Raw genomic sequence first — 15,204 nt, 5'->3', positions numbered from 1 at the left:
AACATACTGGATTATATCCAGTTAATATATACATCCTCCATTTGATTGGTTGAACGGAGGAATAATATGGCATTCAACAAATTATTTAGGCCTCATTGGTATTATCTATATCCAAGTGCCGATGCCGACCCATATACGAATATTGACCAAAGTGTATATTACACTAATGAACCACTCTTTCTTGGTGGAGACGACAGTGAATGGGACTCATCAAACCATACTCATTCTAACAATTCCCAGGATACCGATATCCGTACTCAAGACGATATTATTAGTCATCAGTATGTTTTTAAGCTCGCTGGTCATCCAGCCATGAAATTGGTCTTGTATCGTAATCCTGGGGATAAACCTTTCTCCCTTTGGGACTTCCTGGAATCAGCACGGTTTTACCTGAGTAAAATTGGATATCGTGAAAGTTATGCCGACAGTGATTTCACAAGGCTGTCTAAGCAACTCGAACTAAAGAAGGATAAGATTAAGGGGTATTTAAACGGGAGCTATCGGATACCGCCTATCACTTGGGTTGGATACTTTGGCGGTGTCGATATTACAGCATATTACGATTGGCATAAGTATATCGATAAGCAAAGTAAAAAGACCGACCCCCACTTTATTTCATTAAATAAGCAGGAGTTCTTTAGCCAACCTTATAGTATTAACATTGTCAATCCAACTTCCAGGCGCAAGAAGTACCCCATAACTATTTCATTTGTTGATACCATGGCACTTGGCCCGCAAGGCGGGTTAGCAGCGCTAGGTGACATTGTTGGGGAGCCCAAGTTAAATACTAAGAAGTGGGATCTGGAAGACGATTTAATCACTTATCATGACTACGTAAATTGTAATAACCCGGGGTACTATAAACGTCATATGCGTGATTTACTAAATAATCGTCCTGACGATTACCGAAAATATGCATTAACTGATACTGTAGTTACGTTGGAATACCTTGATTTTGTTCTTGGAAATGTCATTGAGGTCTACAATGAAGGTTTAATTAAAAGAGTTCATATTCCAGTGACAATCACTAGTCTTGCTGACGAGATTGCCAGTCATTATAGTCATCAACCGTTTGATGAGAAAACTATCACTGATATCTATAACAGTATCTTCGAGGGTGTTGATGTTAATCAATACCTTCGCCCTACTGCATATAATCAAGTTCCACCAAAAGATCAGGATATTTGGCGCCAAATATTAACTAATGTCGTGAGTGGCGATGGTTGCGGTGAAGATCCGCGAGAATTCGGTGCTCAACGTTACTTCATCAAACAACTTGGTTCTTATTTAGCTAAAGGTAGCGTTGCTTACTGCATTAGCAATAACGGAAATATTTATCAAAAAATCGTCGGTTCAGCTTCTACTCTTGGTTCATCCGATTATTCTATTGATAAGTTATCTAATATGATTGATTATAAACGATTATATGAGGATAATCCTAGATTTGATATAGCAGAATTTGACCAACATAAAGTCAAAACTCCTAAGCGCAAGTTTAAGTTTACAACTGCTTTATTAAATCATTATGCCGATCATGCTCACCAGTTTAATAAGACACGACAAAATGTACCACCGACAATTAACGACGTGCTTAACCGGATCTACGATGATTCAATCTATAGTTTAATTCCTTGGTTTAACCGAGCTGGCACCATTAAATGGTCTCCGATTAAGACCTTAGGGACGATGCTAGACTTTGATTTCATGCGTAAAGGCTATGGGTTCACAGAACCTAAATTTAACGATAGAAAACACCAACGTGGTGCTCATGATCGTTTTAGCGTTCGCCCTGACCCTGTGTATAATGATGGCTATCAAATTGCGCAACGAGCTTATGTTGGTGGAATGAATCTTTCTTTCTGCTCTGGAGTTTTTCAATCAAAATACAAATACAAGTTTGATGTCGACGAAAAAAGTTCATATCCATTTGCCGGGCTTATGATTCCAGACATCCGACTTGATCGGAAACCAATATTAGATATCCGTGATCTCGATACTAGTGACTTCATTAAATATATTAATGAGCATCAAAATAAGTTCCCTAATGGTCCATTTACAGTCGGTGTGTGCTGTCTATCATACCATTTTCCAGACAATGTCAAGCGTGTTCCTGTAGGTTATAAACCACCAATTAAGGGTCAAGGTCCCGTGTACGTTCGTCAAGCTAACCGTGTTAACATGACGTTAACCGATACCTTTAACATTGTTAAACATGGTGGGAATGTTCGGATTCATCGTTTAATCGTACCTGTTCAGAAAACGCTTAACGGTAGCATTTCACAACTAGCACCTGGCGGTAAAATGCAAGCTTGGGCTTTAAAGCGTCGTAATAATGCTAAGAAACAGCGCTCCAAATTTCAGGTAGGAAGTGATGAATACCGTAAATATGACTCATTACAGCTATTTTATAAGCTACTTGACAATTCGATGTATGGTAAAACTGCCGAGGGGTTAGGAAGTGGGAGTACACGTGACTTTCTGAGTGGCTATACAATGTATATGCCATTTAGCCGCAACACTAATCCCTACATTGCTGCTCAATATACTAGTGTAGCGCGCTACCAAGTTAACGGTATTATGGACTTGATGGAAAAAACATATCCTAACTCAATCATACCTTCAATCACGACAGATGGTTTTATCTTCTGCACTAATGATGAGGTAAATGTTGAGAAATTTCGTCAAACTTGTGAAAATACTTTTGACAAGCGTTGGGTGCAAGTTAGCAAGAATTACTTTAATGGACAATTCTTTGAATTAAAGAGTCACAATACTGGTCAAACAATGACAACTACCAACCTATATAATATTAGAACACGCTTTAATTTGACTGAGGATGGCCATATTAAAGCACTAGTTGGATTACAATCTGGTGACTGGCCAATTCAACGGGTTCTTAATATGATAAATAACGATGTTGTTACGTTTAAAGTTGATGATATGCGGATTCAGTCGTTAATTGATTTGAAACACAAAGTAGATCAAAAACATTACATCAGCATGTCAACTTGGGATCAGCCAAAGTATCTTAACCTTAGTCCTGACGATACTTATCAGCCAATCGGATTTGTTCCAGAAGGTAGTTTTGGTTTTTACTTGACTAAGCCTTTCATGAGCATTGATGAACTAATGACATATCGTTCTGAATTAAAGCCATATCGATCACTATTTCCGGCTTTTCGGCAAGAATATGCCAAAGCGTTTATGTCACTTGATCAATCGGTTCGAACCTATCGTCGTGGTTCTAAGCATGAGAAACATGTTAGCTGGGTACATGACGACGTTCCCTTAAAGGGTAAAGACTACCACGAGTTAGCAAAATACTACCATAAGAAATATGTACCGCAAGTTTTGTTGCGTTACATTGCTCATCGTCGAAATGAGTATAATCTTCAAGAAATTTATAACGCTTTATTCGCTGGACATTACAGTCGCTTTAGCGGCTTCAAACAGGCGTTAAGAAGGAATAAGGATTCTTTTGTTAACCCAATGTGCGTTATCAAAGAAGATTTTCATACTAAACTTGATAAGTTTAAGTTAAAAGACAATGACTAAGCCCGTTAACACGGGCGGAAACCTCTTGAATTTAATTTCAGGAGGTTTTTATTATGTCAGAATTAGATCAAACTATTAATGAGCGTGTGGCCGAAGTTGCAGAGGATCTTGAACTTCAAGCCGACCTTAAGTTATCAGATAAACAACTTGATGAATTACGAATAACTGGCCGTGTCACCATTGACTTAGTTACGATTGCCCCTTATTTACCAAAAATTATCAAATACTTACACCAATCAGATGATGAAGATGTCGTTTGGTTATTACTCATCAATACCATTAGTGGCGATGCCGAGATCACCCTTAAAGGCTGTCAACTTATGCTTTAAAACAGAAATACCCCAGAGCCTCATCGCTCCGGGGTATTTTTCAAGCATCTATTATTATCCTAACTAAAACGATATAATTAATGTCAGATCTAATAGTTAAGCCTTGCTAACTCAACTAGCGGATCGAGTGAATACAATCGGATGATACGTCACCCCTCAACAAATCCAAATTTACGGAGGTGAGCAATCATGCCGAAAGCTAGGAATGATTGGAGGAATAAGCACGGTCCAGTTGGCTGTGGCTATTTGGATTTTAGCTCGCGCAAGTTTACTTTTTGCAAAAGCTTACCAAATAGTAAAAGAGACTAACCGCAAAGGCTAATCTCTTTTCAAAAACCAAAAATCGTCCAAATTCACGATTGAGGGTAGTGAGCTGGTACCTCACTGCTCTCTTTTCGTTTATTATGATACTAAATTAATACCATCAATTCAAGCATAAGGTAATCCGCTATCAGATTCAGGTTATCCCAAGCATTAAGTAAACGGATGAATGACCCCTATTATTTTACTTCATAAGTAACCTTGATGATATTGAAACTACTCTTACTAAAGGAATAATTGTATGGCTTCTCCTTTAGTTTTTTGATTCTATTTTATAATTGTTCTGGATATTCATTTCTCGGGAAAATATGGGAATCATGCTTTGCCCACTTTTTAAAGCGAAAATCTCTATCTTTATTCTATAATCCACCTATTATATTCGATATTCTCAAAAAATAAAATTATTTTTTGATTTGGCAGATTGTAAAATTTAAGTTGAACATTTAAGTGGACAGAAAAACCCATAAAGGTCTTTAATGGTGTTGCTAAACTAAATCCATTGAAAGAAGGACCTTTATGGGCACCACTATCTTATCATTTTCAGACCGCGTTGTCATTGAAACACTTCACAACGAAAAACGTTCCTTACAGTATATCGCCGACTACTTGGGCTTCAGTAAGACCACTATTTTTAATGAGCTTCATCGACTGGACGTTGTTGCTTATCAGGCACCATTAGCACAAGCCGGCTTTGAAAGGAAAATTGCGCAACGAGGGCGTAAATCTTCTTTAACCACTAATCTTAAACGGTTGATTGAAGAGAAAATCAAAGTTCAAAAATGGTCAGCTGAACAGGTCGCGCATGTGGTTGGAATTGCCTATAAGTCAATCTACAATTGGATTGACCAAGGATTACTTGACCTCCAGCTCAAGGACTTACCAGATCATGGTATCCGTAGACATCGAGCCAAAGAAAAGCGCGGTACCTTTAGCCACGGGCGCTCCATAGAAGAACGGCCCGCTAGTGTTGATACCCGCCAGGAGTTTGGTCATTTTGAGGCTGATACGGCTCTCTCTGGCAAGCGCAAAGGCCAAGCAGTCGCCACCTTCGTAGAACGAAAGAGTCGTCTGACCATCGTTAAACGCCTTAATGGTCGTGATAGTCAATCAATGAAGCAGGCAATTGTCGAGCTAGCTCATCAACTTAATGGCAAGCTCAAAACGCTGACCGTTGATCATGGAAAAGAATTTGCGGACTTTCACATAATCGAGAAATTAACCGGTACACCGGTATATTTTGCCCACGCCTACTCACCACATGAACGTGGTAGTAACGAAAACTGTAATCGGGTCCTACGACGCTTTATACCCAAGGGAAAGCCAATTGAAGAGTTGAGTAACAGCGAACTAACACAAATTAACTGGTATTTAAATTCTCGGCCACTTAAGTGTCTCAACTGGCATTCACCTATTGAGATCTTTTTACTTAATCTACGTCAATAAATCGTTCAATTTATTTCTTGCAGTCTGCCATTTCAAAAAGTAGTGAATGATAAAAGTGGCAGCCGATTACGGTTGCTGCTTTTTCATCGCGTCTAGTTTATATAATATCTTGAGTGAGAAACTGCTTATATTGATCAACAATCCGCTCGGCTGCGTGTCCATCCCCATATGGATTCTTAGCCTTCGCCATTTGCTGGTATTGTTGATCATCGTTCAGCAAGGTAAGCATTGCCGTTTTGACATCAGCTGACTTGGTACCGACCAACTTCAGTGTTCCGGCTTTGACTCCTTCCGGGCGCTCCGTTGTATCGCGAAGGACGAGCACCGGTTTGTTCAAAGATGGTGCCTCTTCCTGGACACCGCCGGAATCAGTCATGATGAAGTAACTATGGGCTGCTAGATTGTGAAAATCAACTACATCCAGGGGAGCAATCAGGTGCACGTTTTTAATCCCGTCAAAGGCCTGATGAGCCAGCTCTTGAACCTTGGGACTTAAGTGCACCGGATAGATAACGTCTAGCTTAGGGTCCGCTTGAGCAACTTCCCGGACAGCACGGAAGACATTGACCATTGGGACACCCTGGTTTTCACGCCGATGCATTGTCAGCAGGATGATACGATGATCATCAGGAATCTGGTCGAGGACCTGGTGGTGGTACTCACGGTTGACCGTGTACTTTAGGGCGTCAATTGCCGTGTTTCCCGTCACAAAGATTCGGTCGGCCGGGTGATGCTCCTGCAATAGGTTCTGCCGACTAAGGTCAGTAGGGGCAAAGTAAAGACTGGTCAGATCATCAGTTATCTGCCGATTGGCTTCTTCAGGAAACGGCGAGGCCAGGTTCCAGGTTCGCAGACCGGCCTCAACATGGCCAATCGGAATATGGTGATAAAAAGCACTGAGGCTGGCGGCCATCGTGGTAGTCGTATCACCGTGAACAAGGACAAGGTCAGGTTGTTCCTGTTGCAGGATTGGCGCTAGGCCTAGAAGAACCTTACTGGTAATCTGTTCCAGACTTTGACTTTTCTCCATGATGGCCAGGTCATAATCCGGTTTAATCTGGAAGAAGTCTAAAACCTGCTTGAGCATTTCCCGGTGTTGGCCAGTTACGACGGTGACTGGCGTCGTCTGCTCATCGGCAATTAATTGATTGACGACCGGAGCCATTTTGATCGCCTCTGGCCGGGTACCGAAGACCGTCATTATTTTCTTTTTCATTATTAATTCATCCCTTCCATTGCAGCAATCGTTGTCAGCGTAGCGTCATAGTAGTTATCCTTTGGCAATGGCTTGCTAAAGATAAATTTCTGACTGGCAAACAAGTTGTCATACCCGTGGTTACGGTTGCGGCTCACCGCTAAAAAGATCGGGGCACTAAAGCTGGCTGATTGGTAATGATTCAGCTTCTTCCCGGCTAGGGTATAGCCTGCCGTTACGTACGACCGCTGACTGAAGAACTTCATCATGCGGGTCAATGTCTTCTGCGCCCGGGGATCTTTGCTGTTTACAAGCATCATGGGAACCCGGCAGGCGTTGGCGGAATAGTTGCCATCGTTCTTGCTGGCAACCGTCCACGGCTTGACGGGCTTAGCACTGTCCGCAGTTACCCAAGCAAAGTCGGGAACCAGCCCGGTGCGGTGCTGAGCACTGAGGTCCGCAAGGTGGTCGAGCATCCCATTCTTCACAATCCGCCACCGCTGGTCATGACTGGACTGATAGAAAGTGTCAAAGAAGGTCGGAGCCACGTCTGATGTCCGCATCAAGCGGTAGTACTTTGACTTGCTCGTCGCCCAGTCGCCTACTGTCAGGGACCTAGTATGCGGGTTGTACTCATAAGCAAGAATATCGCTAGTCAAGTGCCGTTCCAAATTCCGGTAATAGCCAGCCCGCTTTGGCCAAACCCGTGCTGCCTGGTGGAGCGCCATAGCGATGAAGAGGTCCCCATCGGTCGCGCTGTTGATATCACTAGCCCAGTGACCATTTTTTTGGTACTGGCGCCATTGCATCAGATAGGTTGGAGTCTGGTGGTGATTGCCGACATAGTCACGATGAGCAAGGTAGTAATTCAGCAGCTGGTCAAAATCACGCGACTTTGCCCAACCATGCTGACCGGCCGCGGCAGTAACGTAGAGCCCATACCCCTGACCCTCGGAAAGGGCAACGGGCTTGGCGCGATTATTGCTGGTATTGACAAAGGCCCGGTTAGCGGATTGTTTGATAATGTATGTTTCTCGCCAACGCTGGTAACTCTCAGCCTGAATATGGTGAGGATTCTCGATTCGAATAACAATGAGGGTGGCGGTATAGATAATTGCTATCAGCGCCGTCAGAAACCATGTAAATTTAGATAATCGCATAACTTTTCCTTTCCACTAGTCATTGAAGCGCTTGGTCTTAACCCAAACGTTACCATTGCGTCCCAGCAAGGCATCCAGGCAGACTGAAGTTACGGCATGAATGGAAACCACAATAAAGAGCTGGGAATAGGTAAAGTAGGAGGCCAGTGCCAGCCAAATCTGTCTAGTCGTTGCCTGACCAAACTGGGTGGCCATTGCGATTGATATCTGAAGGGTATACAGAATAATCATTAAAAGCCAGTTCAGCAATAGTACCTGCATAATCAGAATGTTACTCTCGCCAAAGGTAAACGGGATTACCAGTGAAGGGTTGAAGAACCGCGCGATAATAAAGCCGACGTTAGCGAGAAAGATGATATCAGATAGGACAATGGCAGCGTTGAACCAGAAGAAGGTACAGGAGTAGTAGAAGGTTTCGAGCTTAACCCGCCAGTTGCTGTGATCGAACAGGTGGCGGAAATTGTGAATAACCACTTGGTAGTTTCCCTTCGCCCAGCGCAGTCGCTGGAAGTAATAGTCGTGCAGTCGTTCTGGCTCCTGCTGAAATGCCTCAGAATTATAGGCGAGGGCAATCAGCTTTCCACTCTGCATGATCTTAAACGAAATATCAGTATCCTCGGTCAGGGCTCCATTGCGCCAGCCGCCAATCTCCTGGACGAATTGACGCTGAATGATGAAGTTGGTGCCGGGGATGCGGCCAATCCTGAACAGGTGCCAGATAGCGCAATGCTGGATCCGCTGGGTAACGACGATCTCCTGGTTAATGCACTTAGTCAGAAAATTCTGCTGTGCATTCCGGGTCTTGTTCCGCCCAAAGACGGCAACGTAGCGTTCTGGATTTTCCAGTGCCTTCCGAACCAGGAAATAGAGGGCATTGATTTCCGGCATTGCATCAGCATCGTAGACCCCGATGTAATCGCCATGAGCTATTTTAAGGGCATCGTTCAGGACACCAGCCTTGCCACCGGATCCGGTCCGTTCAATGATTTTCACATTGCGGCTGCGGTAGCGCGGATCAGCAAGTGCCCGCCGCATTTCATCGGCCGTCTTATCCGCACAGTTGTCCGCATAGAGGAGCAGTTCCACCCGGTCTGCCGGATAGTTCATATCAAGAATTGCCCGAGTGGTTTGGGCGATCACGACTTCCTCGTTATGGGCGGGGACGACGATCGTGATCATCGGGTAGCGCGGCAGGGGAGTGATCTTAATCACTTTAAAACTATGCTTGAGCCAGAAATCGGTAGCCCCGCCCAGGGTAAAAATCGACATGAAGAGGGAAATCCAGATGGATACCAATGTGATAATCATCAGTACTTCTTGTACCACTAGTCATCATCTCCCTTTGAATAGATCTGCTTGTCGTAGTGGAGCATTGTTTTCTCAACCCGCGAGTAAATTACCCACTGGAGAACGAAGAGAATCATGACGAGGATGAAGAAAATAAGGGTGATCGCCATTGCCAACCAGAAAAACCAATTAACCATTTGCATTGTCTCCCTTCATGTATTCCACTATTAGGTCAGTTTCCATATCGCGGTCGATATGGCGTATGATCTCCTTAAGCTCCGGAAACCTGGCAGCGTTGTCTTTATTAATGTACTTGGTACCCCACTTAAACTGTGGTGTTGCCTGACCGATCTTTAGCTGTTGCAAGTCTTGACGCGTCAGAGCATTCCGGTGATCATAGGTCTGCTTAGTCAAGTTGAACGAGATGATCAGGAATGTTCCGCAGCCAATGTAGTAGAGTGACTCGGAGGGAAGCCGGTCAGTCTTCAGGACCTTAGCAAATTCTCGCAGCATCTCGTTATATGCACGCTTATGAAACTGCCGGATCTGCCGATTATGTGACCAATGAATTGCAGTGGTGTTAAGCCACCGGCTATCATCCTGATCCTCCATGACAAACCGCTGAGCCTTTTTATAAATCTTCTGTGCGTTGTACTTTGTCTGCAATTTAGTGATTTGATCGTAGTGTTCAGCATAACTATTGACCTCAGCGCGGTTACGATCAATCCATCTCCAACCAGAGAGGATCGACCGGCTGAGCGTACTCAGGCTAGCGCAAACTGGGAAGGCCAACAGCAGGCCGATCTTGATTGGAATCGTCATCACAACGTAACCCATCATCAGGATTGCAATCCCGATGGTCGACAGGACGATAATCAGCCAAGTTAATAAGATGTTTGGAATCAGCGTTCCGGCTGCGGTTCCTAGAAGAACCAGGATCAGCATGGCTGTTGCCACGGTAGTTGAGTAATTTCCTGCCCACCACATTAAAACTGCAATTAAGGCCCCCATCAGAAAGAGGATGGTCAGGCCAAATCCAACTATATGTCGCCGTATCAATTTAGAAATCTCCTTTATCATATTTCGATTAACAGTTTAAGCTTTTGAAAAGCAAGCGTAACAAATAAAATTATATACCTTATCAGTCCCGAAATATCAATTTAAGTTAGAAAAAAAGTAGTTGCTCATCAGTGACATACTTCATGAATACCTCGTAAGGTGTTTGATAGCCCAATGACTTGCGAGGAATGTTGTTCCGGTAACTCATTATTTGAGCAACCTCTCCATCAGCTAGGTGGCGGAGATCGCGGCCTTTGTGGAGCCCATCGCGCCGCAGAAGGCCGACATCTCAATTAACTTCCTAAGTAAATTAGAACGTAATAAATCAACCAGGGTAAGTAGCGACACCCTATACCTGATTGCTCAAGCGTTAAATACCAACATGGAATCATTGGTTAATAATATGCCAGCTCCTGAGAAACAACCGACTGGTCCTAAGCAATCAGAATTAAATGAACTATTAAATACTTACCCATTAAATGAACGAGAAATGCTAAGTAGCCATATCATTGCAATATTAGAGAAGCGCCATTAATGACATAAATAAAGGATCCTGACTAACAGGATCCTTTTTCTTTTACTAACTTTCCGGTGCTGATTCCTTTTCCAACTCACGTTCCTTTTTCTTTCGACGCCAAACCTCTTTCTGGGTTTCACCAACAAAGAATGCTGACTCCAGCTCACTAACCGCTTGTACCACGCCGGGCTTAATCTTTTCAAGGTACTCACGCTTTGATTTTGGTAGTTTGGGATCAGACAATTGCTCATTAATCTTAATCAGTTCACGATACTTTTCATTTAAAAGTTCTTGTAAGTTAAGATGCGGCTTTGGTAGTACCGTCTTAGTAACTGTCTTTTCAGCTACCTTAGCTTTTGGCTTAACAAGTTTAAGACTATGGAACTTAACCTTTGACCGCTTATGTTGATGAGCATGTTGAATTGGTACTGATAACTGTTTCTGGTTTTGATTTTGCTTTAGCTTAGCATTCCATTTAAGCTGCTGGTCAATCTGCTCCAGATTTAATCCGAGTAAAGTTGTCGTCCGTCCTGGCGTACCACGGTACTCAAATGATAACGACTTGCGGAAGCCACCATCATGCCGTAGCCATAAGTCATCACTGGACTTATTGGCATCACGATTGAGATAAATATTTTGCTGTAGGATTAGCTGAAGGAATTCCTGCCGAGAAGTAGCTTGTTTTAAGGCTGACAGCATGATCTTCTTCATATATTCTTTATTGTCTCCCGCCTTAGCATTCGCTTTGGCCTTACCATAATGGCGATTGCCAACAGACGCCCCCATCGAATTATGATCATGTTGCTTCTTATTTGCCATTAATCGATCTTGTACAGCGGTACTACGGTCATGTTTCAACATAAATTCTCGCGTTACCTTGTCGTTTAAATCCTGCATTTTTAACGCTGATACGCCCTTGGGAATGCCTTTCCCATCAGATCCAGGGTTACAAACATAGATATGTGAATGAAGTAACCCAGACTTTCCATCTGCTTGTAATGCGATCACATACGGACGGTTAATCTTCTTTTCTTTTAACCATGTTTCTGTAAATTCCTTACTAAGTTCAAATGCCAAATCCTGATCAGTTGCTTGTGTTGGATCAAATTCATCCTTGCTGAAACTTAAACGAACTGAGTACAGGTGATTACGTAAACGATTAGCCTTGGCAATACGGCGCTCGGTTTCAGCAAAGAATTCTGATACATCTGAGTAGTTTGAATCCACCATTAAATTTCGATCTGGACATTGGTCTGGATTATGGCTTTGCTCCGCAAGGTATCCCAATGCTTGAATCAATGAGGTAGATGGTTCTACAAAGAGTGTCGACATAGCTGCTCAATCCCTTCTTTAACTTGCTTCATTTCATGCTGAACATCCAGTAAGATTGATCGATCTTCATCAGTAAATTGACCAGTTGCTTGGACATTTTTCAGCAAGGCAAAAATACCTTGTTCAATCCGGCTTAAAGTCAAAATATCTACACGCTTGGTAAATTCCTGAAGAATTTGCTTAGCTTGTTCATCGGACATTTTTACTTTTGGTTCAAACAGTTTGTCTTTTAAATATGTAGAAACACTCTGATTATTTGTCCTAGCCATTGCTGAAACAAATAAATAATCCTGATTGGACAATCGGGTTGATACCCGTCTCTTTTCATCTTTCATTGGTCATGTCTCCTTAATTCTTGTCTGATACTTACTAGCAAGCAGGGCTAACTTGGAGCCACCTTTCAGTGGACATCCGAGTTAGCCATCATAGACAAAGGGCTTACGCCCCTTGACCCTTGTCCCAATCACTTTCTTTTTCCTTCTCCTTAACTTGCTTGCTAGCTTGTCCATTACCTTTGTCTTGTTGCTTACTGACCACTTTCAGAAACTCTTGGGTATTAATTTGAGCCATCTTCCGATAATTGAAATGACGCATATTATGAAGAAGTCGATCATAAAGTCCATCTACTTTATCGTCCAACCGGCGAATCTCAGCTACCAATTCATCATGTTGTTGATCAATAATCCGTCCACGATTAACTGCTACCGTGAGTAAACTGATTGCCTTATTGACACTAGTGTCTGACTTCAACATCTCAGTAACTTGATTAGCAATTGCCTTGGCGTACTCATCACCAGCCAAAGTATGAGTAGACTTGTCAAGTTGCTCTAATCTTTCTTGAACTTGGACTGATTCTGCTGGAGTGTTGGTAGACTTATTGATATTAGCTACCCCAGCATTTACAACTGCTTCATGCTTGCTACGCTTAGTCTGAATGGCATCTTGTAAGACTGCCAATGCATGATCATCGTAAAGAGACGTTTTGCCATCCTTATCGACTGGCTGGATACCGTTATTCTTTAGATGGCGGCGAACCGTCTTGACTGAGACCTTTAACTTCTTGGATAAATCTGTAACTGTGTACATAAAATTGCCTCTTTCATTTTGGATTATCTCTAGTTTAGTTGGATTGGAATCTTAAATGAGAAGCTAGCTATTTGGTACCATTTTTGTGCAGTACAGGTTGGCACACTTTTTTGAATTTAAAATAAAAATAGCAGCTACCTAAATTAGATAACTACTTTATTACTGGTTATAAGTATTAATGATACCGTGCTAAATATGAAAGTGGATAAATATTGTCATGCTTACAAATACGATAAGCCTTTATTAACTTATATTCGGCACTATCAGGATCACCATGCTTCAAATATGAATCAACAATCTGGTTGGATAAATACCTACTATCTTTAAAAGAATCAAGATCATCGCAATATTGATTAAACAACTCATACCATACGTAAGATAAAGAACGTAGCTCATTAGCTTCTTGTTCTAATTCCGGGGTGAGAAACACGAAAAAGGGTAAGTGCTTATTGTAGTCGACATTGTTATCAATCAAACGCAATAAATACTCAAATTGATCCATTGCGGGTGTGGCTAATTCAAAGATCTTATTGGATAAATAGCTAACTTCATCCACATTAGCTTCAATATGTTCATTCTCATCAGCATCAGTTTCTACATTGTTGTCAGCAATTAAAGGCATTAAACGTCCACCAAGATGGATAATCTTTTCAGCGTTCTCTAGTTCAAATCGATCATTACTTGACAACTGATTTTTATCAATCATTGGTTAAATCCTTCTTTCAAAGCTTGTTGAATTAACCATAACAAAAATGACCCTGCCAAGTGTAAAGTAAAATATGTCAGCTAAAAATCGATACATTAAGTGAGTGTTATATGTAAAAGGCACTAATCCGTGTTATAACTATGTATAGAAAAAACAGGCCCGCTAAAAAGACGGTGGCTCTGTTACATTAGATCAATAAAAGATCGTCCGTAAACTCGCCAAAGTTATATGAGGACGGTCTTTTTGTTATAATCATGAGTAAAATGATATTTCTGATAAATAACACCCAAGTTAATCCTGGGTGTTATTTTTTTACCGCCATACGCAATTCGGTGATGAACCAATGGTGAAATTACGCCAATCCCAGACAGCCTTAGCAATAAGATAGTCAGTTGAATTGGTACCCTTGTGTTTCTCTAGGTATTTAAGAAAATAATTAAAGGGTACAACAGTCTTACCTTTACCGGCAACAATGAAATAATAATACTCTTCAAACACGTCACTCCAGACTGGAAAATGCAACATTAAATGGCGACGAGCTTGTCCATATTTATGATTGAAGTTAATAACATTCTGGAACATTTCCTGGTCAGTTGGATCATAACGATAGACTTCCTTGTAGATACCCACCACAAGAGCATAGAAGTACTTCACCGCCTTAGTAGTATCCTTCTTTGTTTGGTTTGCTACCGCTAGAGCTTCTTTATCATAATCTACGGCCCTTTGTTTAACTTGATTATACTTGGCTGCATAGTCACTAACCCTTTTGGCAGCTTGACGGGAAACAGCAATCGGATCAATATTCTTCTTTTCAACATTAGTCATAAATATGACCTCCTTGAAATATTTAACTTTATACTAACAAAAGTAACCACCAGGAATGTTAAGTAAAAAATATTTCAAAAACCTAAATTTCAAGAATAAGTTAGCCACTGGACTCAAATAAATAATACTGACCAATTGATTATTGGTTGATGGAGCTGTGATATCTCTTGGTAGAAGGCCTTACGATAGATATCCATTGACGAATGTCCATTAAACATAGCTCGTGGATAGTGATTCATCCAATCATTAGTCGCTATGATCTGAGCACTACTATAGTTATTTATAGCTTCACCTTTGGTAATCTCCTTGCGGAGAAACCGGTTATTGATCTCATTGGATCCACGTTCCCAAGGGGAATACGGATCAGCATAGAAAACATGATCGTGAAC

At 41.9% G+C, this 15,204-nt stretch carries 14 protein-coding genes and 2 pseudogenes; 4 read left to right on the top strand and 12 right to left on the bottom strand.

The window, feature by feature from the left end; all coding sequences use genetic code 11:
* Positions 1 to 66 precede the first annotated feature (66 nt).
* The 3 genes from QOS07_RS01555 to QOS07_RS01545 all read left to right on the top strand — a co-directional run bounded on the left by QOS07_RS01555 (position 67) and on the right by QOS07_RS01545 (position 5,648).
* Positions 67 to 3,555: a hypothetical protein gene (locus tag QOS07_RS01555; RefSeq protein ID WP_283587251.1), complete on the top strand. Its 3,489-nt coding sequence runs from the start codon at positions 67 to 69 to the stop codon at positions 3,553 to 3,555.
* 53 nt (positions 3,556 to 3,608) lie between these two features.
* Positions 3,609 to 3,884, top strand: coding sequence for a hypothetical protein (locus QOS07_RS01550; protein WP_283587250.1), 276 nt, complete (start codon positions 3,609 to 3,611; stop codon positions 3,882 to 3,884).
* A gap of 837 nt (positions 3,885 to 4,721) precedes the next feature.
* Positions 4,722 to 5,648 (top strand): IS30 family transposase, encoded by a 927-nt coding sequence (locus QOS07_RS01545; protein WP_283587249.1) that lies wholly within the window; start codon positions 4,722 to 4,724, stop codon positions 5,646 to 5,648.
* 97 nt (positions 5,649 to 5,745) lie between these two features.
* Here QOS07_RS01545 and wecB read toward each other — a convergent pair whose 3' ends face one another.
* The 6 genes and pseudogenes from wecB to QOS07_RS01515 form a co-directional block, all read right to left on the bottom strand.
* Positions 5,746 to 6,864 (bottom strand): non-hydrolyzing UDP-N-acetylglucosamine 2-epimerase, encoded by a 1,119-nt coding sequence (gene wecB, locus QOS07_RS01540; RefSeq protein WP_283587248.1) that lies wholly within the window; start codon positions 6,862 to 6,864, stop codon positions 5,746 to 5,748.
* A gap of 2 nt (positions 6,865 to 6,866) precedes the next feature.
* Entirely contained in the window at positions 6,867 to 8,003 is a 1,137-nt protein-coding gene (locus tag QOS07_RS01535; RefSeq protein WP_283587247.1) for a glycosyl hydrolase family 8, read from the bottom strand.
* Positions 8,004 to 8,018: 15 nt separating this feature from the next.
* Positions 8,019 to 9,311, bottom strand: a complete 1,293-nt coding sequence (locus QOS07_RS01530) for a glycosyltransferase family 2 protein (protein WP_283587331.1) — start codon at positions 9,309 to 9,311, stop codon at positions 8,019 to 8,021.
* 17 nt (positions 9,312 to 9,328) lie between these two features.
* Entirely contained in the window at positions 9,329 to 9,487 is a 159-nt protein-coding gene (locus QOS07_RS01525) for a hypothetical protein (protein WP_283587246.1), read from the bottom strand.
* Positions 9,480 to 10,349, bottom strand: coding sequence for an MFS transporter (locus QOS07_RS01520; protein ID WP_283587245.1), 870 nt, complete (start codon positions 10,347 to 10,349; stop codon positions 9,480 to 9,482). Before QOS07_RS01520 ends, QOS07_RS01525 begins: the two co-directional genes overlap by 8 nt.
* Before the next feature lie 106 nt (positions 10,350 to 10,455).
* Positions 10,456 to 10,632 (bottom strand): annotated as a pseudogene (locus tag QOS07_RS01515) (IS30 family transposase); the annotation flags it as partial.
* Here QOS07_RS01515 and QOS07_RS01510 point away from each other — a divergent pair.
* A complete protein-coding gene (locus QOS07_RS01510; RefSeq protein WP_326521319.1) occupies positions 10,585 to 10,884 on the top strand; it encodes a helix-turn-helix domain-containing protein in 300 nt (99 codons plus the stop codon). The pseudogene QOS07_RS01515 and the gene QOS07_RS01510 overlap by 48 nt on opposite strands.
* Positions 10,885 to 10,929: 45 nt before the next feature.
* Here QOS07_RS01510 and QOS07_RS01505 read toward each other — a convergent pair whose 3' ends face one another.
* From QOS07_RS01505 to QOS07_RS01480, 6 genes and pseudogenes are all read right to left on the bottom strand, one after another.
* Positions 10,930 to 12,198, bottom strand: a complete 1,269-nt coding sequence (locus QOS07_RS01505) for a hypothetical protein (protein ID WP_283587243.1) — start codon at positions 12,196 to 12,198, stop codon at positions 10,930 to 10,932.
* Positions 12,180 to 12,533 carry a hypothetical protein gene (locus QOS07_RS01500; RefSeq protein WP_283587242.1) on the bottom strand — a complete coding sequence of 118 codons (354 nt, stop codon included), beginning with the start codon at positions 12,531 to 12,533 and terminating at the stop codon, positions 12,180 to 12,182. Before QOS07_RS01500 ends, QOS07_RS01505 begins: the two co-directional genes overlap by 19 nt.
* 103 nt (positions 12,534 to 12,636) lie before the next feature.
* The gene (locus QOS07_RS01495) at positions 12,637 to 13,284 is read right to left on the bottom strand and encodes a helix-turn-helix domain-containing protein (RefSeq protein ID WP_326521318.1); all 648 of its coding nucleotides are present in this window, start codon (positions 13,282 to 13,284) and stop codon (positions 12,637 to 12,639) included.
* A 175-nt stretch (positions 13,285 to 13,459) separates the two neighbouring features.
* A complete protein-coding gene (locus QOS07_RS01490) occupies positions 13,460 to 13,990 on the bottom strand; it encodes a hypothetical protein (RefSeq protein WP_278844664.1) in 531 nt (176 codons plus the stop codon).
* Between the two features lie 312 nt (positions 13,991 to 14,302).
* A complete protein-coding gene (locus QOS07_RS01485; protein WP_278844665.1) occupies positions 14,303 to 14,815 on the bottom strand; it encodes a hypothetical protein in 513 nt (170 codons plus the stop codon).
* A gap of 113 nt (positions 14,816 to 14,928) precedes the next feature.
* Positions 14,929 to 15,204, bottom strand: a pseudogene (locus QOS07_RS01480) (IS30 family transposase); the annotation flags it as partial.

It is taken from the genome of Limosilactobacillus viscerum (assembly GCF_947387525.1).
GTDB classification, from domain to species: Bacteria; Bacillota; Bacilli; order Lactobacillales; family Lactobacillaceae; genus Limosilactobacillus; species Limosilactobacillus viscerum.
Note: the sequence above shows the minus strand (reverse complement) of the source record. Positions and strands in the feature narration are given on the sequence as shown.